This is a genomic window from Microbacterium sp. (genome assembly GCF_048259935.1).
Taxonomy (GTDB): domain Bacteria; phylum Actinomycetota; class Actinomycetes; order Actinomycetales; family Microbacteriaceae; genus Microbacterium.
In genome coordinates, this window is record NZ_JBLXHF010000002.1 from 197,465 (window position 1) to 221,079 (window position 23,615).

Below are 23,615 nucleotides of genomic sequence, written 5' to 3' on the forward strand. Positions count from 1 at the left end.
CTATACGACTACTTCCACTCCCAGCTGTCGATAATCTGCTGCAACTGGTCTTCACCGTTCGAATACGGCGTGACGAGGCTGATCACGAACAGCTGCGCCTGCGTGCCGGCGATCGGATACGGCTCCGGCGAGAAGACCGTGAGGAAGGCTTTGGTCTTGGTGTCAGCCGCATCGCTCTCGTAGCGGATGAGACGCGCCTCGGCTCCGTCGAGGGTGACCGTCTCTTCACCAATGGCTTCGCCGCCCTGCTGGCTGAAGAACGGTTCCTGCAGCCCCTCGACAGCGGCGTCGAGGTCACCCACGGGGCCGTAGGCGTTAGAGGCGTCGAGGTTCAACGGCATGACACCGATCTGGCCGGCGATCATGCCGGCACCGGTGGGGTAGAAGTTGTCGTCTTCGTCGTATTCGCCCCAGAGCTCGAGCTTGCCCACACACGCGTCGACATCGGTGGAAGAGATGTTGTTCGTGAAGTACTGCGGGCCGTCATAGGACCAGCACGGTGTCTCGATGAACTGTCCGGAGACCGCAGAGAATTCTGCTTCGTCGAAGCTGCTCTCTCCGAGATCCGACTCGTCTTCTTCCGCCCACAGTTCGGTGCTGTCGTCGTACTGCTGGATTTCGCTCTCGATCGCGGCGGGGATGAACCAGAACGTCACGACGAGCATGATGATCCCGGTGAGCGCGGCGAGGGCAGACAGCACGATGGCCGTGATTCCGAGGCCCTTGCCACGGGGCTTCCGCAGCGCCAGGATGCCGAGCACGAGGCCGACGATGGCCAGAACGAGTCCGACGAACGGCACCCAGCCGCTCAGGAACGCGACGATGCTGACGATCAGCGCGGCGATCGCGAGGCCGCCCACACCCGGATTCGGGGCCTGTGGGTAACCTGCCGGACCACCATAGCCGGGGTACTGCCCGGGAGCGGGCTGCCCGGGGTACTGGGGCTGTGCTCCGTACGGAGGCTGCGCAGGATACTGGGGCTGACCGGGGTACTGGGGCTGCGCCCCGTACGGAGGCTGCCCGGGCTGATCCGGGTGGCCGCCATAAGATTCGTTCGACATATGCTCTCCTCCAGCGTTGTGACGCTGCGCCCCCCGGCGTCTATCGGTCTTCGAGCCTATCGGCCGCAGCGCCCATCCGCGACGCGCAAAGCCCCATAAGATGTTGTCGTGAGCGGGTCGGGGGGAGCCGAGGGCGCCGCGCAGGCCGCGCCCGATGACGCCCCTGCGCGCCCCGCGCGAGCCCGGTGGGTCACCGCTGTCGCCGATCGCGTGCCGGCCAAGTGGCTGGGCGGAATCGCCACCGGGGTCGTGCTGATCTCCACCGCGGCGTTCGGCGGGCTCGAGGCCGTCGCCGTGCCGCCGCTTCCTGAGCTGAGCGCGGGAGAGACCTTCACGGACGCCGCACTGGAGATGACGGTGCGGCACGCCTTCGCAGTCGATGAGCTCAGCGATACGCGCGTCACCGCCGCCCCCGGGGAACGGCTCCTCGTCGTGGTGATGGATGCCGAAAACCTCGACGAGGACCCGCGCAGCAGCGCGGGCACAGGCAGTCTCAGCGACGTGCGGGTCGAGGGCATGCCGGATGCCGCGCCCACGATCGCCCGGGTGGACGATGCCACTTACTCCCCCTGGCTGCAGCCAGGAGTACCGGCTGAGCTCATGCTGACCTGGGCGGTTCCGGCATCCGCATTCGTCGATGGTGACGACCTGCGCGTCGCTCTGCCCACCGCACACAAGCAGACTGGCAAGTACTTCATCGCCGGCGACTACTGGACCGATGTCTCGGTCGCCGCGCACGTCACGCTTGTCGTCGAAGACCTCGACCGTTCGGATGCCGAATGAAGCGCGTGCTGCCGTGGGTCGTGACCCTCCTGCTCCTCGCCGCCGCATGGTTGGTGGCGTTCGTGACGCCCGCCGATCGATCGACGACCGAGCCGTTCCCGATCACCGCCGCGATCGGTGAGGAGATTGTGGCGCGCGATTTCGCGCTCACCTTGCGGGACGTTCGCGCCGCCGGGACGATATCGACCTCGGACGGCTGGAGCGCTGAGGGCACCTGGCTGCTCGTGGATCTCACCGCCGAAGCCACTCGGGTTCAGGACGGAACGATGCTGTCCGGCGCGACGCTCACGATCGGCGACCGCACGTACCGGGCGAGCGAGCGGATGACGTCGATGTTCGGGCATCCGCTGGTCCCCGGCATCCCGTACCAGGGCACGCTCGCGTTCGAGCTTCCCGAGGGTGCGCTGCGCGGCACCGGGGTTCTGCACTTGTCGACCAGGGACGACAACCGCGGCGACAACGTCGCCGAGCTCACCCTCGATCTCGGCGCGCTCGACATCTTGCCCGCGGCCCCGCTCGAAGACACCGTGTGGGGGAAGCCATGAGCTGGTGGCGCCGAAACGCTCTGGCGCTCGGCGCACTCGTCATCCTGGTGCCCGCGAGCGTGGTCGTCATCGCCGGCAATGAGTGGGCCGACTATTACCTGTATCGTTCGACGGTCCCGGTGGATCCGCAGGAGGACGGTACGGTGGAGCTTGCGAACGCGACGTGGGGGCCGGTGCGTTCAGTGGAGATCACCGACACTTCGGAGTACACCGTTCCCGAAGGCGTCAGAGTCATCGCTGTCGCTGTGCCGGTCGAGCCGGGCAAGGATGCGCCGTCGTGCATGGCGCCGCAGCTGGTCGAGCAGAGCACGGGACGGCAGTGGAACGAAATGCGCTCCGCGCTCGGCATCCCCTACTCGATCGAGGAATCGGCCTCCTGCGCAGTCGCCACCGAAGATGACCCGGTGGTCGACCCGTATGAATTGATCGTGGCATTCGGCGTTCCCGACGATGCGGAGGGGCCGTTCTGGGTGGAGGTGTCCCCTGTCGAGTCGCTGCCACGACTGGCAAGATTCTCGATCGATCCCTGATCTGCCCGTCCGAGGGCCGCATCGTACGCAGAGGCGACCAGCGCGATGCGAACCGGCTCGGTGACCGCGGCGACCAACAGCCCGAATGCCACATCGGCGACCGACCAGAACCCGAAGAGGTCTTGGGGTCCGATCAGCAGCGCTATCAGCCGCAGCCCCGAGGCACTCAGCGCGAGCACGATCGTATAGAGCAGCACGTAGCTCGCGATGCGCACCGGCCCTGTACGCCACATCAGCGCGATCGCGTTCGAGATCGGAGTGAAGCGTCCGGTGAAGTCCTTGCCGATCTCGGTGAGAACGCGCCGGGCAGGACCGGGGATGCGCTCCATCCTTTTACTGCTGCGCGTGAACAGCCGATAGTTCGCCCACGGCTTCTCCGCGGCGATCGCCTGGCCGTAGATCACCCCGGCGATAGCGAGCCAGGCCAGCGGCTCCGCGACGAGACCGGCGACCTCACCGATGAACCATTCGACGCCGTCCCAGATCCAGGCGATCGGCACCAGCTGGTCGCTCACCCACGAGCGAAGTCCGATGATCCACTGCATCCCGACCCGGGTATCGACCCACCCGGTAAGGGCGCTGATGCCGTCACGGATGAGGAACAGCGAGAAGCACACCCACACGGCCTCGAGATAGACCGCCACGAGTGAGAAGGGCTTCGGAAGCCGGGTCGCCCACTTCTTCCACGCCCAGCGGCCCGAGTAGGCGAGCACGATGATCAGGACGGTGACGACATTGACACTGAGGTTCAGCGCGATCTCACGCTCGGGAGCATCCACCTGATCGACGACCGATTGCAGCAGGATGCCGCTGTTCACCTCCAGCGCCCTGGCAGAGTATGCGGTGACGTCGTCGCGCAGCATCCCCCACGCGGCATAGATGGCGAAGAACGGCAGGATGCTGGCGAGCAGCGTGTTCAGGAATGTACGGCGCCGCTCGGCGCCCGTTTCGGGCACCGGCGCGATCGCCTGCAGGTCACGGAGGCCATCGCGCAGCACGAGGAACATCGCGACGAAGCTGATCAGGCGGGCGAGGATCGCAAGCGGCAGGATGAGGAACCCGGCCGTGGACGTCCACGCGCCGACGTAGCCAGCGATCTCGATGCCGACGTAGTGCACGATGCGGCCCGCGAGGAACCACGCCAGCATCGCTGGCCAGTGGCGCAGCAGCACGCGGCGTGTCGACGCCAGGATGATCAGCATGTGGTTACGTTAGCGCGCCCCGGCACACGCCGTCACAACGTCAGCTCCAGACGCTGGGGGCGTGTGCGCGCGTCGAAGGCAACGCGGAGGCCGCGGCCCAGTCGCGCACCCATTCGTCGACCTCGGGAAGCCCGTCAGGGCGCCCGATCGCAGAGAACAGCTCCTCGTGCGAGAGCGTGCCGCCCGAACGCTTCAGCATGCGACTGCGGATGATGGCGCGAGCGTAGATCTCACCATCGATGACGGCACGGTGCTCGAGGTAGATCGCCTTGTCGTCATGACCGATCAGACGCGATTCGATATCGAAGCGCTGCCACAGCTCGAGCGACTTGCGGAACGTGATGGTCTCGGCGACGACCACGCCGTACCAGCCGTGGCGTTTCATGGCACCGGCCATGCCGGTGCGGGTCAGCAGATCCCACCGCCCGAGGTCGAACAGGGACAGGTAGCGGCCGTTGTTCATGTGGCGGAGCACATCGATATCGGTCGGCAGCGTCGTCGCACGGATACGGCTGAGCTCCGTCGGAGCGATGAGTCCTTCACGGCGCAGACGGCGGCGCGCACGCCACATCACGAAGAGAGTTCGCCACATCACATTCACGAGATCCGATCGTAGCCACCGCCTCATGGTCCGCGCAGTCGATTGTAGGAATCTCACATCTGTGCGGCTCGATCATCGCGTCGACATCGCTCGATTTCCGGTAATCGGAGCGCGCGCGTAGAGTCGCGGCATGAGCGCCGAAGCCCAGCCTGAAGTCATCATCCGTCCGGTCCGCGATGTGGATGCGGAGGCCTTGGGTCGCGTGCACGCACAGTGCTGGCACCAGACCTACGACCACCTGATCAGCAAGGCAGCCCTCGAGCGGGTCTCACCTCGTCGCATGGCAGAGCTGTGGACGAACTGGGCCGCACAGGGCGACGATTTCAAGATGAGCGCCGCGCTCGTCGATGGTGAGATCGTCGGTTTCGTCGGTTCGGGCCCTGCCCGCGACAAGGATGCTCCGGCCTTCCGCGAGCTGTATTTCATCTACCTGCTCGGTGAGTACCACTCCACCGGACTCGGCCAGAAGCTGTTCGATGCCGCTGTCGAGAACGATGAGCCGCTGTACCTCTGGGTCGCCGAGGACAACCCTCGTGCCCACCGTTTCTACGACCGCAACGGCTTCCGCCTCGATGGCACCAGTCACACCGAGCCGTTCCTCGGTGAGACGCTGACCGAAGTGCGGTTCGTGCGCCCCTGATCGACGCGAACCCGTTTCGCACCGAGACCCCTGGCTGCTTGGCGGCCAGGGGTCTCGTGCTGGGGTCAGCGACTGCTGACGGTGCCGAAGAGCTTCGCGATCGGCGCGAGTACGAGGGGCCGGGCGGCGACCCAGGCGGCGACGATCACGACGAGGGATGCCACGAGGAACCAGAACCCGGTCCAGTTGTCAGCGTAGGCGTTCGGATCGACCGAGCCCTGGGCTGCGTACATGTGGTTGAGGTTGCGCAGTGCACCGGTCGCGAAGACGAGGAACACGTGCACGGCGATGAACGCGACGAAGTACAGCATCACCGGGAAGTGCAACGCGCGCGCCCACTCGATCGGGTATGCCTTGTTGAGCCGCTCGGCGTTCTTGGGCCACATGCCGCTCATCCGGTACCCGGTGACAGCGGCGAGAGGGGCTGCGATGAAGATCGTCACGAAGTACGCGATCTGCTGGATCGAGTTGTAGTTGACCCAGCCGTTCTCGGTCGGCCAGTCCAGCGAGATGTACTGCAGCACTGCGGTGAAGGCGTTGGGGATGACCTCCCAGCTGGTGGGGATCACCCGCATCCACTGACCGGTCACGAACAGCAGCACGATGAAGACGACGCCATTGACGAGCCACAGAATATCGAGGGCCTGGTGGAACCAGATCGTCAGGCTGACCTTGCCCTTCGGGTTATTCCGTGGCGTCCAGAACGCTGTCGGGCGCTTTTCGTTACGGATCCGAAGCCCGGACCGGATGATCAGCACCATCAGGAACACGTTGAAGAAGTGCTGCCAGCCCAGCCAGGCAGGGAACCCGATCGGCGCCCCTTCTGGCAGGTGGTACTCGCCCGGGTAGGTGGTGAGGAAGTCCTGCATGCCCGACAGGCTCAACAGCCAGCGCACGAACAGCACGGCCATCGCCGCAGCGCCCAGCAGCGCGATGCCGCCGACGATCACGGTGCCGGCCCACTGGCCCTTCGTGAACGGGCCGTACCGCTTCGGCTCCGGTGCGGGAGCCTGCGGGACGAACGCGTACTTGCCGGGGAAGACCGTGCGCGGGAACGGCAACGGTGTGCTCACGTCGATCGTCGAGACGGCAGCGGACGGCGGGATGTCGGGTGCTTCGATGAGATCGAGAGCCTCAGAGTCGACGCCTGAGCCTGTCGAACCGGTCCCTGAGCCTGTCGAACCGGTCCCTGAGCCTGTCGAAGGGTCGACGGACTCGATCGAGACGACAGCGGCCGCGCCAGCCGGAGGCCAGGGCTCGCCGCCCGGCGTGCGCGGGAGGCCGCGGCGCAGCATCGTGCCGATCCCTGAGCTCGTCGAAGGGCTCGCTGCCACTTCGGTCGCGTAGGACGCTTCGACAGGCTCAGCGACCGAAGCGGGCTCAGCGACCGAGGCCGCAGTCGCCCCCTCGACCTCACCCGCAGGAGGCCAGGGCTCGCCGCCGGGCGTGCGCGGCAGGCCGCGGCGCAAGGTCGCGCCAGTTCCCGAGGTCGCGTGGGACGCTTCGACAGGCTCAGCGACCGAAGCGGGCTCAGCGGCCGAAACCGCTGGCGCGGACGCTTCGACAGGCTCAGCGACCGAGGCGGGCTCAGGCTCAGCGGCCGAAGCAGCATCCGCCCCCTCGACCTCGCCCGCAGGTGGCCAGGGGTCACCGCCGGCCACGCGCGGCAGGCCTCGCCTGAGCATCGGTCCCTGAGCCTGTCGAAGGGCGCCCATGGCTACTTCTTCCGTGCGTCGAGAGCCTCGACGACCTGCGGCACGATCGTGAACAGGTCACCGACGATGCCGAAGTCGGCGACGTCGAAGATCGGCGCGTCAGCATCCTTGTTGATCGCGACGATGTTCTTCGCGGTCTGCATGCCCGCACGGTGCTGGATCGCACCCGAGATCCCCACCGCGACATACAGCTGAGGCGAGACCGAGACACCGGTCTGACCGACCTGATGAGCGTAGGGGATGTAACCCGCGTCGACAGCGGCACGTGACGCACCGATAGCAGCACCCAGCGCGTCGGCGAGTTGCTCTACGAGCACGAACTGCTCCTTCGAGCCGAGACCGCGACCACCTGCGACGACCTTGGTGGCACCGCGCAGCTCTGGGCGAGAGGACTCGACCTCGACAACCTCGATGGCCCCGGCCTTTGCCGCGGCCGCCCCCGATGCGGCGACTTCGAGAGCTTCAACCGCAGGAGAGGCGACAGCCTCAGCCCGCTCATCCACCGCGCCCTGGCGGACGGTGATGACCGGTGCGCCGAACGTGGGCGCAGAGTCGGTGAGGAACGCGCCACCGTATACAGAGTGATGCGCGATGACACCCTCATCGTCGCGGACGACGCCGACCGCGTCGACCGAGAGGGCGAGCTTCTCGCGCACGGCGAAACGACCAGCGACGTCACGACCCGCGATCGAGTTCGAGACGAGGACCGCGTCCGGCTTCACCTTCTGGTACGCGGCCTGCAGCGCATCGACGAGCGGGACCGTGAGCGCTTCCGCGTCAGCATCCGCCGTCAGCACGACGCCGGCACCCGCGGCGGCCGCGGCATCCACAGCGCTCTTCGATCCGCCGGGAACGAGCGCGACCGGGGAGCCGATCTGCGCCGCCGCACCGATCAGTGCTGCCGTCGAGCTGGCAGCATCGCCGGTCGGAGTCACGTCAACGAGGACGAGGATGGAATCTGCGGGGTAGCTCATCGTCACACCAGCCTGTTCTGCACGAGGAACTCGACCAGCTTCGCGCCGGCGTCGCCCTCATCGGCGATCTTCACGCCCGCCGCGCGCGGGGGCTTCTCGGACACAGTCGTCATGATCGTGCGGGGGGCTGCGGCAGGATCGGCAGAGACGCCGAGATCAGCCAGCGAGAGCACCTCGAGCGGCTTCTTCTTGGCCGCCATGATGCCCTTGAAGTTCGGGAAGCGCGCGTCAGGAAGCGCCTCGGTGATCGAGATCACCGCGGGGAACGACACCGAGACGGGTTGTGATCCGTCATCAGCGGCGCGCGTGCCAGCAACACCATCAGCGGTGATCTCCAGAGCACTCAGCGCCGTCGCCTGCGCGTAGCCGAGGTGTTCGGCGAGCATCGCCGGGATCATGCCGCCCGAGCCGTCTGTCGAGAGGTTGCCGGTGATCACCAGATCCGGCTCGCCACGGCGAATCGCTGCAGCCAGCACCTCGGCGGTCAGCCCCAGGTCAGCACCGGCGAGCTGCTCATCTGCCACGTGCACAGCCGAAGCCGCACCGATCGCGAGCGCCCGACGGATCGATGCCGTCGACGTCTCGGGAGCCATCGAGAGGGCAACCACCTCGACGTCACCAGCCTTGTCGGCATACGAGAGCGCCACCTCGAGAGCGCGCTCGGCGATCTCGTCGAGAACCACGTCACCGGCGGCACGATCTGCCAGTCCGGTCTCGAGATTCAGTTTGCGATCGCCATAGGTGTCAGGCACCTCTTTGACAAGGACGAAGATCTTCATCGAATGCTCCTCACGACAAGATCGAGTCTATCTACACTGTGGACAGTGTCACGAATCAGTTGGGTTTTACACCAACGTAGAGGTTCAGATCTATCCACAATGTATACATACGGCACTATTGCCTGAGGTGGCGCCGGAGCGCGATGACCGATCAGCGTTCGGTGAGCACTCCCCTTCTGCGCGTGACGTAGAACAGGCCGCCAGCTACCAGGAGCAGCACTGCCAGGAGCGCCGCACCCCATGGAGCTTGAGCGCCCGTGGTGGCCAGTTCACCCGAGCGGACCACTGTCAGCGAGGCCGAGATGGGATCGTGCGATCCCGATGTGACCACGAGCGTGTGTGCGCCGAGCGCGAAGTCCGCGGGAATGCTCACATCGAAGCGAACCGTGCCCGAGGCATCCGCCGCGGGGATTCCCGAGATCACGAGCGGGTCGCTGTGCAGCGTCGCGGCGATCTGCTGACCGGGCTCGAGGCCGGTCACCGAGACCGTGATCGTACCCCCCTGCTCGACGCGGTCAGCCGACAGCGACATCTTCGCCCACGCCTGGTCATCGCCACCGTTGTCGTCTCCGCCACCGCCGCCGGGGCCTTCGCCCTGCGCGTCCACGAGCACGGCGACCGAACGTGCCGGCACCGTCACGGTTCCGGTGGCGGCGTCCCACGCGGTGGCCTTGACCACCGCATCCGCACCGTCCGCCTGCGCCGCCGTCAGCGCGAAGTCACGGCCGGCGAGCGTCTCGATCGTCTGCGTCACGGCATCCGGAGATGCGTTGAACACCACAAGTGCTGCCTCGAGCGCAGGATCAGCATCCGCGCCGACGAGGTCGTCGATGTGCATCACGATGACACCCGGGGTGGCGTCCACTCCGCTCCCGGGGAAGCTGACCTTCTGCTCGATGAGGTCGGCAGATCCCAGCTGCAGCAGCCCGACCTCGTTGCGCACGCGCAGTAGATCCAGAGCGGATGCTTCGGCCGCAGCGATGTCGGCAGGAGCCGGCTTCAGTGCGGGGTTCGCGAGCAGCGGGGCCATGATCGACCACTTGCCCTCGTTGTCCGCCGCTGCCGGGAGGCCGGAGCCGAAGGTCGACTCCTGGCCGGTCCAGTCGATGCGGTTGAACCAGTCACCGGAGTTGTAGCTGTTGCGGTCCAAGGACTTCGAGCGCAGCAGCTCCGTACCCGCGTGCCAGAACGTCGGCGACTGAGACAGCGTGACGGTGGCGAGTGAGAGCGTGTTCATGCGCACGCGATCTGCCATCGTCGTGTCGACGGGGAGCTTGAAAACCGAGAGGTCATACAACGTCTCGTTGTCGTGCGCGTCGACGTAGTTGATGACTTCACCCGGCTCATCGGCGTAGCCGGCGCGAGCCCCGCGATAGTCGATGTCTTCTCCCGCGGTCAGCGCGCCATCACTGGTGATGAACGAGTAGTCGCGCAGGTTGCCGACGAGTCCGAGCTTGACCAGGTCGGTCTGGTGCCCGAGCTCGGCGAGCGCCTCTTCAGGCGTGCCGTTGGAATCGGTGCCGTTGGAATCGGTGCCCAGTCCCGTGCCGAAGCCCTGCTGGTAGGTAGAAGCACCGTCGACCGGGCTGCCGCCGTGCACGGCGTCGCGCAGTCGGTCGTTGAACGTCGCGATGCCGGTGCCTCCGAGCTGCCCCTGCGAAGCCTGCTCGAACAGGGCATTGTCTGCCACCTCACCGAAGTTCCAGCCTTCGCCGTAGAGGAAGACCGCCTTGCCGTCGATGCCGTCCTCGTCGAGAGTCAACTCGTCCAGCCCATCCCGCACAGCCTGCATGTTGGTGGTGGAGTGGTGTCCCATCAGGTCGAAGCGGAAGCCATCGACCTTGTAGTCGCGAGCCCACGTGACGACGGAGTCGACCATGAGCTTCTGCGCCACCAGGTGCTCCGTTGCCACGTTCTGGCAGCAGGTGGAGGTCTCGACCGCACCAGCCGCGTTGAGACGGTGGTAATAGCCGGGAACCACCTGGTCGAGAACCGAGGTCTCGCCCTGACCGGATGCTGCGGTGTGGTTGAACACCTGGTCGAGCACGACCTGCAGGCCGAGGTTGTGGAGCGAGCCGACCATCGTGCGGAACTCACTGGTGCGCGCGCCGCCAACGGCGTCGACAGCGTAGGAGCCCTCTGGTGTCGAGAAGTGGTACGGGTCGTAGCCCCAGTTGAAGCCGTCTGCGTCAGCGATCGCCTGAATGCAGGCCTGCTGCTGGTCGGAGTCCGCAGCGAACGATGCGAGGTCGCAGTCCGGGGTGGCCTGAGCCGCCCGGTCTTCTTCGATCGTCGCGATATCGAACGACGGCAGCAGGTGCACCGTGTTGATGCCCGCTTCTGCGATCTGCCGCAGCTGATCGGTGCCCGCGCTCTCCTCGCCGAAAGCGAGGTAGGTGCCGCGCAGATCTTCGTCCACGGTCTCGTCCGAGATCGAGAAGTCGCGAATGTGCAACTCGTAGATCGCACGATCGACCTCACGCTCGACAGCCGGGGCTTCAGCCTTGCGCCACAGCTTGGGCTGCCACTCCTTGTCGTCGAGGTCGACGGCGACGGAGCGCTCAGAGTTCAGTGTCAGTGCGACCGAGATCGGATCCGTGACCGTGTTCGTCTCGATCTCTCCCGTGCTCGGGGCATAGACGACGACCTCCCAGAGGAACTCGGCATCCTTGAGCTTCTTCTTGCCCTCGACCTGCCAGACGCCGACGGCCGCATCCCACTCGGCCTCGTGACGAACCGGGTCGCTCTCCGAACCGGACTCCCAGGTGAGGAGCGTCACGGACTGCGCCGTGGGCGCCCACAGCCGGAACGTCGGCTCGTTGCCCGAGAACGTCACGCCGAGGTCCACACCATCCACTGCGGATGCGTAGAGGTCATCGAGCACTCCCGGAATCTGCACCCCGGTGTACGCGGTGAGCGCGCCGTCGACGGCGAGCTGACCGACCGCGAGCTGCGTGCGCACCAGCGCGGCGGCATCTGCATCCTCGAGCTTCAGCGCGAAGTAGCCCTCGAGTGCGGGGAAGCGCGCGAGCTGCTCTTCGGTCAGGGTTCCGTCGACCGTCAGCTCGATGGCATCGCCGCCGGAGACCTCGCCGTCGGCCATCGCGAGCGAGGCATCAGCCGAGGAGTAGAGGAGATAGCCCGCCTTCGACGGGGTTCCCAGCGCCGACGGCCACGCGATCGTCGTTTCGTCGATCCAGTGTGCGCGCTGCTCGCCGACGCCCGGCAGCAGCGGGTCTTCGCTGGTGATCTCGAGGATGTGCGTCTCGAGGGTGTAGCGGAAGGTGGTCACCTTACCCTCGGTGGCGCTGAACGAGATGTTCGCGCCGTTGAAGACACCGTCGACGCCGTAGTTCTCGTCCCAGCCCATCCCGTGCGCGACCTTCAGCGCGTACGCGCCGGTGGGGAGGTCTGCGGTGCTGAACTCGTAGACGCCGTCACGGTCGCCATCGGCCATTAGCGTGCCCAAGCAGTCCGGAGCCCAGTCGCCGGCGCATCCGAGCGCACTCTGGTGGGATCCGGGAAGGGTCACGATGGGGCCCTCAGCGGTGGACTGCACGATGTTCGTACGCGGGTCGAAGTAGAATGTGATCGGACCACCCGAGTGCGAGATCGTGATGTTCGCACCATCGGCCACGCCGTTGGCGCCGTAGTTGATGCTCCAGCTGCCGTTGATAGCGGCCTTGTACTCGTAGTCACCGGCCTCGATGTCGAACGTGCCCTCCCACACGCCGTCAGCGCGCAGGCTCAGCTTCGCCTTCTCGCAGGCGGGGTCCCAGTCGCCGGCGCAGCCGATCTCGGAGTCGAGGCTTCCGGCGATCACGACCGAGTCGATCGTAGAGGTGGGCTCCTCCGCCTCGGTCAGCGTGACAGCGTTTCCGACGGAGGCGTAGGTGGAGGCTGCGGCGTGGTTGCCCGCGGCATCCGTGGTCACGGCACGGTATTCGATGAGTGTGCCATCGGCCAGACCGCCCAGGTCATGGAAGACGCGCGGGGTGGTGTCTTCAGCCGTGCCCAGTGCGTGCCATTCGTCTGAGCCGACGACGCGCCAGGAGAAGCTTGTCTGCAGCCACTGGTCGGCGGTGTCGGCCTGCACGGCCGCCTGTCCGGAGAGTCCGGCGCCCGCGGCGGGGGCGGTGACGGTCACAGGGGCCGCCTCGTCGGGCGCGGTCACTGCAGCGTCTGCCTTCCAGACGATCGCCGAGAGCGCCGGAACGGTGATCGTCGTTGCTGCACCGGCATCCGTCGCGATCGTCGCGGCGTCGCCGTAGACCACGTCGTAGCCCGCATCTGCGGTGAGCGTGGTGAGCTCGACAGTCTGGTCGGATGCCGCATTGTTGACGGCGACCAGGTACTCGGTCTTCTCATCGAGGCCGACGCGCGAGAACGCGTACACGCCTGCGCCATCGGCCGCATAGCGCTCGATCTGCGCCCCGTCGACGAGCGCGGGGTGCGCGTCGCGCAGCGCGGACAGCTCAGCGATGTGGGCGTACAGCGGGGCATCCGTGCCGAAGCGGTCGACGGATCCGGCGTACTCGCCGGTGATGAGGTTCTGCTCGGCGTACTCGGCGACCTGCGTGGCGAAGAGCGTCTGACGGGCGTCCTTGTCACCGCCGGGGCCAGCGAAGCCCTGCTCGTCTCCGTAGTAGATGACCGGCTGGCCGCGGGTCAGGAACATCAGGTCATGCGCGAGCTGGTCGCGCTCGAGCGGAGCATCCGTGCCGCCGAGGAAGGACCCGACCCGGCCCATGTCGTGGTTGCCGAGGAAGGTGGGCAGAGCCGTCGAAGAGGACGCGGCGGTCGTGTAATAGTCGTCACCGGCGAACAGTGACTGCAGGCCCTTTGCGGAGTTTCCGCCGGCGTAACCCACCGCGGAGGACTGGAAGGTGAAGTCGAGCACCGAGTTCATGTCGGTGTTGCGCACGTAGGGCGAGAGCTTGACCGGGTCGGCGTCGTAGACCTCGCCGAACATGAAGAAGTCGTCCTTGCCGAGGTCGTGAGCGTAGTCGAGCACCTGCGTGGTCCACTGCTCCCAGAACTCGAAGTTCACGTGCTTGACCGTGTCGATGCGGAAGCCGTCGATGCCGAGGTCGATCCACTGCTCGTACACCTCGACGAAGCCGTTCACGACCGTGGGGTGCTCGGTCATCAGGTCGTCGAGGCCGTCGAAGTCACCGAAGGTGACCGACTCGCCCGACCAGGTCGAGTTGCCGCGGTTGTGGTAAAGCGTCGGGTCGTTCAGCCATTCGGGGATCTTGACGTCCTCGGACACGACGGGCGTGTACGGGAAGCTGCTGGCCGGGTCGAGAGCCGGGAACGGCGTCGTACCATCGGCGAAGTCGGCGGGATCGAAGACGTTGCCGTCGGCGTCCTGGTACGGGCTGGTCGCCTGATCGATGTACGAGTACGACGATTCTGCGTAGTCGATGACATCGGCGGTGTGGTTGGTGATGATGTCGAAGTAGACCTTGATGCCGCGGTCATGCGCTTCGGCGATGAGCGCCTCGAGCTCGGCGTTCGTTCCGAGGTGCGGGTCGATCTGCGTGAAGTCGGTGATCCAGTAGCCGTGGTAACCGGCGGAGACATTCGCACCTTCGCCCTGGACGGGCTTGTTCGCGAAGCTCGGGGTGAGCCAGATCGCCGAGGTGCCGAGACCCTCGATGTAGTCGAGCTGCTGGCGGAGTCCCGCGATGTCGCCGCCCTGGTAGAACCCCTTGTCGGTGGGATCGAAGCCGGTGACCAGGCGATCGCCGGTGAGGCCACCGGTGTCGTTGGAGGTGTCACCGTTGGCGAAGCGGTCGGTCATCACGAAGTAGAACTGCTCGCCGTCGCCGGCCTGTCGTACGGGAGCCGCCACGAGAGCGTCATCGTCTTCGGTGTAGGTCGAGCGCAGGCTCTCGACCTCGACGCCGACGCGCTTGAGGTTGTCGTCGAAGGTGAACCGCAACGTAGAGGGCCCGTCGACGGTGAGCGGGATGTTGCCGTCTCCGCCGTCGAGGCCGTAGGCCTCGTCCCAGCTGTCGTTGAGCGCAACCTTGTACTGGTAGGTGCCGGCCGGCACCTCGAAGGCGGCGCTGTAGACGCCCTCGGTCGCGGTGAGCGGCAACTCGCTCTCGGCGCAGTCTGGGGCCCAATCGGCCGCACAGCCCACGGCTGCCTGCAAGTCACCGACGAGCGCGACCGTGCGGTCAGCGGCGGATGCTGCAGTGAGGCCGACGGCAGAGAAGCCAGAGGCGAGGAGTGTGGTTGCGACCAGGAGTGCGGCGCGACGCTGGGCGGTCTTCTTCGACACGAATGCTCCGTGAGGGGGTGAGGAGGCACGACAACGTGCTCGGGTGCTCGGGTGCTGTACGTGCGAAGCTACCAGGGTTCCGCGCGAGACTGCAAGCGCTTCCAGTTGATATGTTGTGGAACCATCGGCCAATGCGGATAGATAAGTGCAAGCGCTTACATCGCAGGGCGTTCGAAGGATTCGGCGCCGACAGGCCGAGCACCGATACCGTAGAGTCCGTGGCCCGTCCCCGTCCGCTCCCGATCGATCCGCTCGCCGAAGCGAAGCGGCAGTGGATCGCGCATGGCTGGACGGATGCCGCCGACGGCATGACCGCGGTCATCTCTGTCATGCGGGCGCAGCAGCTTCTCCTCGCCAGGGTGGATGCTGCGCTGAAGCCCTTCGGACTCTCTTTCGCGCGATACGAGATGCTGCGACTGCTCGCTTTCAGCCGATCCGGAAGCCTGCCGCTGTCCAGCGTGGTCGCCCGACTGCAGGTGCACGCCACGACGGTGACGAGCACGGCAGAGCGTCTGGTGCGCGACGCGCTGATCGTGCGCGAACCGCATCCGCACGACGGCCGTGCGGCGATGCTCGTACTCACTGAGACGGGGCGCGATCTCGTCGAGCGTGCAACGGCTGCACTCAACAGTCAGGTCTTCAGCGCACCGGGGATGAGCAGCGAAGACACCGCAGGCCTCGTCGGAATCGTCGCGCGGCTGCGCCGGGATGCCGGCGACTTCACCGAGCCGCGCCCTCAGCCGGACCCGCTCTGATGACGGAATTCTGATGGCGGAGTTCGTCCTCGAACGCGTGATCTCCGCAGCCCCAGCAGCAGTGTTCGCAGCATCCCTCGATCCCGAGCTGCACGTCGAATCAATGGCCCGCTATGGCGAAACGATGGTCAAGGGCCCCGCGGGAGGATCATTCACCGAGGGCTCAACCGTGACGTGGCGAGCGCGGCACTTCGGCATCCCGTTCCATCTGACAATCGTGATCTTCGACATCGACGAGCCGCATCGCTTCTGCGACCGGCAGATCAAGGGGCCGTTCGGCGCCTTCCATCACGAGCATGTGTTTCTCGAGCATCCCGATGGCACGCTCATGCGCGACACCATCACCTTCCGCTCGCCATTCGGGCCCATCGGCGCGCTCGTGGACCGGCTCTTCATGCGCGAGTACCTGCGGCGACTGATCGCCGAGCGCAACGAGGTTATTGCCGTTTCGCTCCAGCCCTGACGTGCGTCGCCTGATCGTGGCCGACGTGCGCTGCTGAGCCTCAGCGGTTCGTGAAGTTCGGTGCGCGCTTCTCTCGGAACGCTGCCATGCCCTCTTTCTGGTCTTCGGTGTCGAAGAGTGCGGCGAACGCCTGCTTCTCGTGCGCGAGTCCTTCGGCGAGCGTCGTCTCCATCGCAGCGTCCAACGCGGCCTTGGCCGCGTAGATGCTGGGGAGCGACTTGGACGCGATCGTCTCGGCGAGCGTCGTCGCTTCGCCCTGAAGGTCGGCTGCCGGCACCACCCGCGACACGAGACCTGCGCGCTCTGCTTCTTCCGCACCCATCATGCGTCCCGACAGGATGAGCTCGGCGGCTTTGTAATAGCCGACGGCGCGGATGAGTCGCTGCGTGCCGCCCATGCCGGGGATCACGCCGAGGTTGATCTCGGGCTGGCCGAACTTGGCGGTGTCTGCCGCGAGGATGACGTCGCACATCATCGCCAGCTCGCACCCACCGCCGAGCGCGAAGCCGGATACTGCGGCGATCACCGGTGTGCACACCGCCGCGAAATCGGCCCACCCACCGAAGTGGTCGGTGGCGAGCATGTCGGATGCCGACATCCCTGCCATCTCTTTGATGTCAGCTCCCGCGGCGAATGCCTTCTCCGAGCCGGTGACGACGATGGCGCCGATGCCTTCGTCGTTGTCGAAGGCGACCGCGGCGGCGGTCACTTCTTCAGCCACCTGCGAGTTGAGAGCGTTGAGTGCCTGCGGTCTGTTCAGGGTGATCCACCCCACCCGTCCGCGCTGCTCGACCAGGATCGTCTCGTACTCGGTCATCGGAATCCTCTCGGTAAGTGTGCGTTCAGTCTGCCTGAGGCCAAGGTGCGTCACACTCGTCCGTCGCGGATATCGGTGATGATGCCGGAGAAGTCGCGTCTTGCCCCCTCGCCGGCCGCGAAAGCCGCATAGAGCTCTTGCGCGAGCCGCCCCATCTTGGCGTCAGTGGAGGTCTGCTCGATCGCCTGCAGCGCGAGCCCGAGGTCCTTGGCCATCAGGGCGCCGGCGAATCCCGGCTGATAATCGCGATTGGCCGGGCTCGTCGGCACGGGGCCGGGAACCGGACAGTTCGCCGTGATCGACCAGCACTGCCCGGACGCCTGCGAGACCACATCGAACAGTGCTTCGTGCGAAAGCCCCAGCCGCTCCCCCAGCACGAATGCCTCACCGACCGCGATCTGCGACACCGCCAGGATCATGTTGTTGCAGACCTTCGCCGCCTGCCCGAGCCCTGGACCACCGCAGTGCACGATCCGCTTGCCCATCGCTTCGAGCAGCGGCAGCGCCGCCGCGAAGTCGTCATCCGACCCGCCGACCATGAACGCTAGGGTGCCGTTCTCCGCCCCGACGACTCCGCCCGAGACCGGAGCATCCACACTCCTATGCCCTGCGGCGATGGCCAGCGCATGCGCGGCCTGCGCTTCGTCCACGGCGATCGTCGACGATTCGATGAACAGCGTCCCCGGGGCGGCGGCCGCGAGCAGCCCGCCCTCGTAGGCGTCGAGAACGTGCTTTCCGGCCGGGAACATCGTGATCACGACATCCGCGTCTTTCGCGGCATCCGCACCGCTGTCGGTGATCGGGATGCCGGCGGCGCTGGCCGCCTCGACTGCCGCGGGCATCAGATCGAAGCCGTGCACCTCGTGCCCGGCCTTCGTCAGGTTCACCGCCATCGGCAGGCCCATGTGCCCGAGGCCCAGAAACGCGATTCGGGTCATGATGTGCTCCTCATCGATGCGGATCCCGCCGGTCGCAGCATCTCGCGGCCGACGATCAGACGCATGATCTCGTTGGTCCCTTCGAGGATCTGGTGCACACGCAGGTCGCGCACGACCTTCTCGATTCCGTAGTCCTGAAGGTAGCCATAACCGCCGTGCAGCTGAAGGGCGCGGTTGGCGACGTCGAATCCCGCATCCGTCGCGAAGCGCTTGGCCATCGCACAGCGCATTGCGGCATCCGGCGCCTGCTCGTCCACGGCGAGCGCGCCGTCTTGCACCATCAGCCGCGCCGCGTGCAGATCTGTGCGCATGTCGGCGATCGTGAACAGAATCGACTGCTTCTCGGCGAGCGGCTCGCCGAAGGCGACGCGCTCGTGCACATACTCCACGGCACGGTCGAGTGCCCACTGCGCACCGCCGAGCGAACAGGCGGCGATGTTGAGACGGCCGCCGTTGAGCGCCGACATCGCGATCGCGAAGCCCTTGCCCTCGTCGCCGAGCATGGCGGATGCCGGAACCCGAACCCCATCGAAGATGACCTGACGGGTGGGCTGAGCGCGCCAGCCCATCTTCTTCTCGAGCGCACCGAAGCTGAGGCCCTCCGCTTCTGCCGGAACGAGGAAGGCGCTGATACCACGAGCCCCCGAGTCGGCGGCTCCGGTCCTGGCCATCACGACGTAGATGCCCGATTCGCCCGCACCCGAGATGAACTGCTTGACGCCGGTGAGCACATACTCGTCGCCCTCACGGACCGCACTGGTGGTGATCGCGGCCGCGTCGGATCCGGCCCCTGGCTCGGTCAGGCAGTAGCTGCCGAACTCGCTCATGACCGCCAGCTTCGGGAGCCACTCGCTCCGCTGCGCGTCATCGCCGTAGCTGTCGATCATCCAGGCGACCATGTTGTGGATTGAGATGTACGACGCGATCGTCGGGTCGGCTTTGGCGAGCTCCTCGAAGATCGCGACGGTGTCGCTGCGGCTGAGTCCCGTCCCTCCAGACTCCTCGCGCACGTAGATGCCGCCGAGTCCGAGTTCGCCGCCGCGATGCAGCGCCTCCCTGGGGAAAAGGTGCTGCTCGTCGCGCTCGATCGCGAAAGGTGCGAGTTCGGTTTCGGCGTAGTCGCGGACGGCGCCCAAGATCGCTTCGCGCTCTTCTGCCGTGGTGAAAGTCGATGTCATGGTCATGTCGGCCTCCTAGTGCATGGTCGGGATGACGAAGCTGACACCCTCGCGCACCCCGTGCGCCGGCCAGCGGCTGGTCACTGTCTTGGTCTTCGTGTAGAAGCGGAACGCATCGGTGCCGTGCTGGTTGAGGTCACCGAATCCCGACTTCTTCCAGCCGCCGAACGTGAAGTACGCGATCGGCACGGGGATCGGCACATTGACGCCGACCATCCCGACATTCACCCGCGCGGTGAAGTCACGGGCCGCGTCGCCGTCACGGGTGAAGATGGCAACACCGTTGCCGAACTCATGATCGGATGCCATCGCCAGGGCCTCTTCGTAATCCGCAGCGCGGGCGATGACGAGCACCGGCCCGAAGACCTCTTCGCGGTAGATCGACATGTCGCAGGTGACATGGTCGAACAGGGTCGGGCCGAGGTAGAAGCCCCCTTCATGGCCTTCGACCGAGAAGCCCCGGCCGTCGGCGAGAAGCGTCGCGCCGGCATCCACACCCTGCTGGATATAGTCGCTGACCCGCTCGACCGCCGCGGCGCTGACGAGGGGCCCGTAGTCGAAGCCGTCCGCGAGCGCTGGGCCGACCCTGAGCTGCGCGACGCGTTCGGTGAGCTTCGCGGCGAGCGCATCGGCGGTCTCTTCGCCGACGGGAACCGCAACCGAGATCGCCATGCAGCGCTCGCCCGCCGAGCCGTAGCCCGCGCCGATCAGCGCGTCGGCAACCTGATCGAGGTCAGCATCGGGCATGACGACCATGTGGTTCTTGGCCCCGCCGAAGCACTGCGCGCGCTTGCCGTGCGCGATCGCCGTCGTATAGATGTACTCGGCGATGGGCGTGGAGCCCACGAAGCCGACGGCCTTGATCCGGTCATCGGTAAGCAGAGCGTCGACGGCTTCTTTGTCGCCGTGGACGACATTGAGGATGCCCGCGGGCAGCCCCGCCTCGACGAACAGTTCGGCGAGCCGGACAGGAACAGAGGGATCGCGTTCGCTGGGCTTGAGTACGAAGGCGTTGCCCGCTGCGATCGCCGGACCGATCTTCCACAGCGGGATCATCGCGGGGAAGTTGAATGGCGTGATGCCCGCCACGACACCGAGCGGCTGGCGCATCGAGTAGACGTCGATGCCGCTGCCGGCGCCGGTGGAGTACTCGCCCTTGAGCAGGTGCGGTGCGCCGATGCAGAACTCGATGACTTCGAGCCCGCGCTGCACATCACCCTTGGCATCGTCGAAAGTCTTGCCGTGTTCGCTGGAAAGGAGCCTCGCGAGCTCAACCATGTCGCGGTTCACGAGATCGACGAAGCGCATCAGCACTCGGGCGCGCTTCTGCGGATTGGTCGCCGCCCATGCGGGTTGCGCGGCCTCGGCGTTCGCGATGACAGCTTCGACTTCGGCAGCAGTTGCCAGCGGCACGCGGGCCTGAACGGCGCCCGTGCTCGGATCGAACACATCGCTGAAACGTCCGGCATCCGGGGTGAGGAGCGATCCGCCAACGAAATGAGAGATATTACGAATCATTTTGTGATGTCCCTTCGTGCCCTCATTGGCACGATGTCCAGATTACTCTGCACTCCGGAGATTTGCTAGGACACCCTTGTAAATCTGACGTTCGACGCGCGTTCACCGTCCGGCAACTTTCAGCACGTACAACTGCTTATGCGCGGAAGACCTCAGACCGGATCGGGTAGTCAGAAAATTTCCGCGCCACGGTGAGCACAGCTCCCGAAATGAGAAGATCCCCACCGAATCGGGTCGGCGGGGATCTTTTCAGTCAGGCGATCAGATCGCGGTGAACCGCCAAGCGGCCGCCGCCTCTGCGCCCGGTTCGAGCACGATGAGATCGACTCCGGAGTTGAAAGCATCCGGTGGGCAGGTCATGGGTTCGACGGCAAGGCCGATCCGGCTCTTCGCCGCATCCGGCAGATCTGCCGTGTGCACCTGCACCCAGGGGCAGCGTTCATCCCAGGTCATGGCGACGCCGTGGCCATCGGAACCCACCACGCGCACCTCGGTCACACCGTCCTTGGCTGCGAGGTCGGTGAAGGCGTGGTCGATGAAGACGTCGCCGATCTTCCGCGGCTCGCGGAAATCCCATTCCGGATGCTGGTCGACGGACTCGACCGCGACAGGACTCAGCCGGTCGGGCGTGACCGTGAGCACTTCGGATGCCGGGAGCGTGAGCGTCCACTCGTCGACTCGGCCGGCCCCTGAGCCTGTCGCAGGGCCACCCACCAGATACGGATGCGGACCGGTTCCCCATGGCGCAGCATCCGCCCCGAGGTTTCTCGCGCTCACGGTCTGATTCAGACCGTCTGAATCGAGGCGGTATTCGACCTCGACCTCGACGCGGAACGGGTAGCCGAGCTGCGGTTCGATCGTGGCTGCGAGTACCACCCGGTCGTCCTCGACGACGCGGTCAGCGAACTCGGTCCACGCCAGCAGTCCGTGCAGCGCGTGCCCCCGTGAGGGTTCGGTGAGTGCGAGCTGATGCTCCGCACCGCCGAACGAGTAGCTGCCGTCGACGACGCGGTTCGGCCACGGGGCGAGCGTCGCACCACGATACGCCGGACGCACCTCATCGGCGTCGAACGGCACGATGAGGTCGCGGCCAGGCTGTCCGGGGGCGACGTGCCGAAGCATCCGCAAAGAGGCGCCCACACTGGCGATCGCCGCCTCGTACCCGTGGCCGACGAGCGTGAGCTGGCGTCCGGATGCTTCGACCGCTGAGCCTGTCGAAGCGTCAGCAATCGGGGCCATCAGAGCCCCTGCGCCAGGCGGTAGTACGCCTGGTTCCAGCGCACCTGCTTCTGGAACTCGGGCAGCGCGGTCTCGTCGTCGATGACGAGCAGCTCGACCTCGGCCATCTCGGCGAAGTCGCGGAAGGCCTCCAGACCCACGGCGGTCGACATGACGGTGTGGTGGGCAGCGCCCGCCGTCAGCCACGCCGCAGCGCTGGTGTGGAAGTCGGGCTGCGGCTTCCAGACGGCGCGGCCGACCGGAAGCTTGGGCAGCGATGCCCGCGGCTCGACGTTCTCGACCACGTTCGCCGTGAGACGGAACCGGTCGCGCATGTCGCTCAGCGCGACGACGATGGCAGGGCCAGGGTCGGCGGTGAAGACCAGGCGCACCGGGTCCTCCTTGCCGCCGATGCCGAGCGGGTGCACCTCGAGCGTCGGCTTCGCCGTGCTCAGCGACGGCGACACCTCGAGCATGTGCGCCCCGAGGATCAGCTCGTCGCCGGGGGTCATGTCGTAGGTGTAGTCCTCCATCAGGCTCGCGCCTCCGGGGAGGCCCGCACCCATCACGTTGGCGATGCGCACGAGCACGGCGGTCTTCCAGTCGCCCTCGGCACCGAAGCCGTAGCCCTCGGCCATGAGGCGCTGTACTGCCAGGCCCGGCAGCTGCTTCAGTGATCCCAGGTCTTCGAACGACGTCGTGAAGGCGCCGAAGCCGCCCTCTTCGAGGAACGAGCGCAGACCGATCTCGATCGCCGCCCCGTCGCGCAGCGACTGGTGCCGGTCCCCGCCCTTGCGCAGTTCCGGGGTGACTTCGTAGAGCTCCTCGTACTCAGCGACGAGAGCGTCGATGTCGGACGAGGATGCAGCGGCGACAGCATCCGCCAGGTCATTCACGCCCCACGTGTTGACCTGCACGCCGAAGCGCAGCTCGGCCTCGGTCTTGTCGCCCTCGGTGACGGCGACGAAGCGCATGTTGTCGCCGAACCGGGCGAGTTTGAGCGAGCGGGATGCGGCAAGTCCTGCTGCCGCGCGCTGCCAGGTGCCGAGATCCTGACGCACGCGCGGGTCGCTGGCGTGACCGACGATCGTCTTGCGCGGCACGCCGAGACGCGTCTGGATGTAACCGAACTCGCGGTCGCCGTGGGCAGCCTGGTTCAGGTTCATGAAGTCGAAGTCGATGTCAGCCCATGGGAGCTCGACGTTCGCCTGGGTGTGCAGATGCGCGAGCGGCTTCTGCAGGGCGTCGAGCCCTGTGATCCACATCTTGGCCGGGCTGAAGGTGTGCATCCAGCACACGAGGCCGATCACGCGGTCGTCGGCATTCGCCTCGAGGACCGTGCGCTTGATGCTGGCTGTGTCGGTGAGCACCGGCTTCCAGACGATCTTCACGGGAACCTCGGATGCCGCGTCCAGGGCCTCGGCGATCGCACGGGACTGGTCGGCGACCTGAGCGAGAGTCTCGGGTCCGTAGAGGTGCTGGCTGCCGGTGAGGAACCAGACCTCGTACTCGTCGAGGCTCGTCTTCAGCGGTGTACGTGTCATGTGTATCTCCTTGTGCTTCACGAACCAGCAAAACCACGCCGAGACTGCGTCGGCTCGCTGCT

Annotated in this window: 18 protein-coding genes; 5 read left to right on the plus strand and 13 right to left on the minus strand. The window is 66.3% G+C overall.

Annotated features, from left to right (window positions below; all coding sequences use genetic code 11):
* Window positions 1-8 precede the first annotated feature (8 nt).
* Window positions 9-1,061: a hypothetical protein gene (locus tag ACN0RC_RS03830; RefSeq protein ID WP_417508978.1), complete on the minus strand. Its 1,053-nt coding sequence runs from the start codon at window positions 1,059-1,061 to the stop codon at window positions 9-11.
* 108 nt (window positions 1,062-1,169) lie between these two features.
* Here ACN0RC_RS03830 and ACN0RC_RS03835 point away from each other — a divergent pair, with 108 nt between their 5' ends.
* Together ACN0RC_RS03835 and ACN0RC_RS03840 are read left to right on the plus strand one after the other, a co-directional pair.
* The gene (locus ACN0RC_RS03835; protein WP_417508980.1) at window positions 1,170-1,844 is read left to right on the plus strand and encodes a hypothetical protein; all 675 of its coding nucleotides are present in this window, start codon (window positions 1,170-1,172) and stop codon (window positions 1,842-1,844) included.
* Entirely contained in the window at window positions 1,841-2,389 is a 549-nt protein-coding gene (locus ACN0RC_RS03840; RefSeq protein WP_417508982.1) for a hypothetical protein, read from the plus strand. Before ACN0RC_RS03835 ends, ACN0RC_RS03840 begins: the two co-directional genes overlap by 4 nt.
* A 352-nt stretch (window positions 2,390-2,741) precedes the next feature.
* On the opposite strand, the gene ACN0RC_RS03845 is transcribed toward ACN0RC_RS03840, so the two are convergent.
* The gene (locus ACN0RC_RS03845; RefSeq protein WP_417508983.1) at window positions 2,742-4,121 is read right to left on the minus strand and encodes a hypothetical protein; all 1,380 of its coding nucleotides are present in this window, start codon (window positions 4,119-4,121) and stop codon (window positions 2,742-2,744) included.
* A gap of 40 nt (window positions 4,122-4,161) precedes the next feature.
* Window positions 4,162-4,722, minus strand: coding sequence for an acyl-CoA thioesterase (locus ACN0RC_RS03850; RefSeq protein WP_417508985.1), 561 nt, complete (start codon window positions 4,720-4,722; stop codon window positions 4,162-4,164).
* 130 nt (window positions 4,723-4,852) lie between these two features.
* Between ACN0RC_RS03850 and ACN0RC_RS03855 the strand changes: the two genes are divergently transcribed.
* Window positions 4,853-5,362, plus strand: coding sequence for a GNAT family N-acetyltransferase (locus ACN0RC_RS03855; protein WP_417508987.1), 510 nt, complete (start codon window positions 4,853-4,855; stop codon window positions 5,360-5,362).
* A 65-nt stretch (window positions 5,363-5,427) separates the two neighbouring features.
* Here the strand turns inward: ACN0RC_RS03855 and ACN0RC_RS03860 are convergent, their stop codons facing one another.
* The 4 genes from ACN0RC_RS03860 to pulA all read right to left on the minus strand — a co-directional run bounded on the left by ACN0RC_RS03860 (window position 5,428) and on the right by pulA (window position 15,122).
* Window positions 5,428-7,077 carry a cytochrome b/b6 domain-containing protein gene (locus ACN0RC_RS03860; protein WP_417508989.1) on the minus strand — a complete coding sequence of 550 codons (1,650 nt, stop codon included), beginning with the start codon at window positions 7,075-7,077 and terminating at the stop codon, window positions 5,428-5,430.
* 2 nt (window positions 7,078-7,079) lie between these two features.
* Window positions 7,080-8,051, minus strand: a complete 972-nt coding sequence (locus tag ACN0RC_RS03865) for an electron transfer flavoprotein subunit alpha/FixB family protein (protein WP_417508991.1) — start codon at window positions 8,049-8,051, stop codon at window positions 7,080-7,082.
* A gap of 2 nt (window positions 8,052-8,053) precedes the next feature.
* On the minus strand, window positions 8,054-8,830 hold the full coding sequence (locus ACN0RC_RS03870; RefSeq protein ID WP_417508993.1) for an electron transfer flavoprotein subunit beta/FixA family protein: 777 nt from the start codon (window positions 8,828-8,830) through the stop codon (window positions 8,054-8,056).
* Window positions 8,831-8,981: 151 nt separating this feature from the next.
* Window positions 8,982-15,122, minus strand: coding sequence for a pullulanase-type alpha-1,6-glucosidase (gene pulA / locus ACN0RC_RS03875; RefSeq protein ID WP_417508995.1), 6,141 nt, complete (start codon window positions 15,120-15,122; stop codon window positions 8,982-8,984).
* A gap of 218 nt (window positions 15,123-15,340) precedes the next feature.
* On the opposite strand from pulA, the gene ACN0RC_RS03880 reads away from it, so the two are divergent.
* Window positions 15,341-15,877, plus strand: coding sequence for a MarR family winged helix-turn-helix transcriptional regulator (locus tag ACN0RC_RS03880; RefSeq protein ID WP_417508997.1), 537 nt, complete (start codon window positions 15,341-15,343; stop codon window positions 15,875-15,877).
* A gap of 13 nt (window positions 15,878-15,890) precedes the next feature.
* Window positions 15,891-16,340: an SRPBCC family protein gene (locus tag ACN0RC_RS03885; RefSeq protein ID WP_417508999.1), complete on the plus strand. Its 450-nt coding sequence runs from the start codon at window positions 15,891-15,893 to the stop codon at window positions 16,338-16,340.
* Window positions 16,341-16,380: 40 nt separating this feature from the next.
* On the opposite strand, the gene ACN0RC_RS03890 is transcribed toward ACN0RC_RS03885, so the two are convergent.
* From ACN0RC_RS03890 to araA, 6 genes are all read right to left on the minus strand, one after another.
* Window positions 16,381-17,157, minus strand: coding sequence for an enoyl-CoA hydratase-related protein (locus ACN0RC_RS03890; RefSeq protein WP_417509001.1), 777 nt, complete (start codon window positions 17,155-17,157; stop codon window positions 16,381-16,383).
* A 50-nt stretch (window positions 17,158-17,207) separates the two neighbouring features.
* Window positions 17,208-18,095: a 3-hydroxyisobutyrate dehydrogenase gene (mmsB, locus tag ACN0RC_RS03895; RefSeq protein ID WP_417509003.1), complete on the minus strand. Its 888-nt coding sequence runs from the start codon at window positions 18,093-18,095 to the stop codon at window positions 17,208-17,210.
* The gene (locus tag ACN0RC_RS03900) at window positions 18,092-19,279 is read right to left on the minus strand and encodes an acyl-CoA dehydrogenase family protein (RefSeq protein WP_417509005.1); all 1,188 of its coding nucleotides are present in this window, start codon (window positions 19,277-19,279) and stop codon (window positions 18,092-18,094) included. Before ACN0RC_RS03900 ends, mmsB begins: the two co-directional genes overlap by 4 nt.
* A gap of 9 nt (window positions 19,280-19,288) precedes the next feature.
* Window positions 19,289-20,791, minus strand: coding sequence for a CoA-acylating methylmalonate-semialdehyde dehydrogenase (locus tag ACN0RC_RS03905; RefSeq protein ID WP_417509007.1), 1,503 nt, complete (start codon window positions 20,789-20,791; stop codon window positions 19,289-19,291).
* A gap of 261 nt (window positions 20,792-21,052) precedes the next feature.
* The gene (locus ACN0RC_RS03910; RefSeq protein ID WP_417509009.1) at window positions 21,053-22,030 is read right to left on the minus strand and encodes an aldose 1-epimerase family protein; all 978 of its coding nucleotides are present in this window, start codon (window positions 22,028-22,030) and stop codon (window positions 21,053-21,055) included.
* The gene (araA, locus tag ACN0RC_RS03915; RefSeq protein WP_417509011.1) at window positions 22,030-23,553 is read right to left on the minus strand and encodes an L-arabinose isomerase; all 1,524 of its coding nucleotides are present in this window, start codon (window positions 23,551-23,553) and stop codon (window positions 22,030-22,032) included. Before araA ends, ACN0RC_RS03910 begins: the two co-directional genes overlap by 1 nt.
* Between the last annotated feature and the right edge of the window lie 62 nt (window positions 23,554-23,615).

Coding starts and splice junctions, on each gene's coding strand:
- ACN0RC_RS03830 (WP_417508978.1), bottom strand. CDS start 1,061: ATGTCGAACGAATCTTATGGCGGCCACCCGGATCAGCCCGGGCAGCCT.
- ACN0RC_RS03840 (WP_417508982.1), top strand. CDS start 1,841: ATGAAGCGCGTGCTGCCGTGGGTCGTGACCCTCCTGCTCCTCGCCGCC.
- ACN0RC_RS03845 (WP_417508983.1), bottom strand. CDS start 4,121: ATGCTGATCATCCTGGCGTCGACACGCCGCGTGCTGCTGCGCCACTGG.
- ACN0RC_RS03855 (WP_417508987.1), top strand. CDS start 4,853: ATGAGCGCCGAAGCCCAGCCTGAAGTCATCATCCGTCCGGTCCGCGAT.
- ACN0RC_RS03860 (WP_417508989.1), bottom strand. CDS start 7,077: ATGGGCGCCCTTCGACAGGCTCAGGGACCGATGCTCAGGCGAGGCCTG.
- ACN0RC_RS03865 (WP_417508991.1), bottom strand. CDS start 8,051: ATGAGCTACCCCGCAGATTCCATCCTCGTCCTCGTTGACGTGACTCCG.
- ACN0RC_RS03870 (WP_417508993.1), bottom strand. CDS start 8,830: ATGAAGATCTTCGTCCTTGTCAAAGAGGTGCCTGACACCTATGGCGAT.
- ACN0RC_RS03885 (WP_417508999.1), top strand. CDS start 15,891: ATGGCGGAGTTCGTCCTCGAACGCGTGATCTCCGCAGCCCCAGCAGCA.
- ACN0RC_RS03890 (WP_417509001.1), bottom strand. CDS start 17,157: ATGACCGAGTACGAGACGATCCTGGTCGAGCAGCGCGGACGGGTGGGG.
- mmsB (WP_417509003.1), bottom strand. CDS start 18,095: ATGACCCGAATCGCGTTTCTGGGCCTCGGGCACATGGGCCTGCCGATG.
- ACN0RC_RS03900 (WP_417509005.1), bottom strand. CDS start 19,279: ATGACCATGACATCGACTTTCACCACGGCAGAAGAGCGCGAAGCGATC.
- ACN0RC_RS03905 (WP_417509007.1), bottom strand. CDS start 20,791: ATGATTCGTAATATCTCTCATTTCGTTGGCGGATCGCTCCTCACCCCG.
- ACN0RC_RS03910 (WP_417509009.1), bottom strand. CDS start 22,030: ATGGCCCCGATTGCTGACGCTTCGACAGGCTCAGCGGTCGAAGCATCC.
- araA (WP_417509011.1), bottom strand. CDS start 23,553: ATGACACGTACACCGCTGAAGACGAGCCTCGACGAGTACGAGGTCTGG.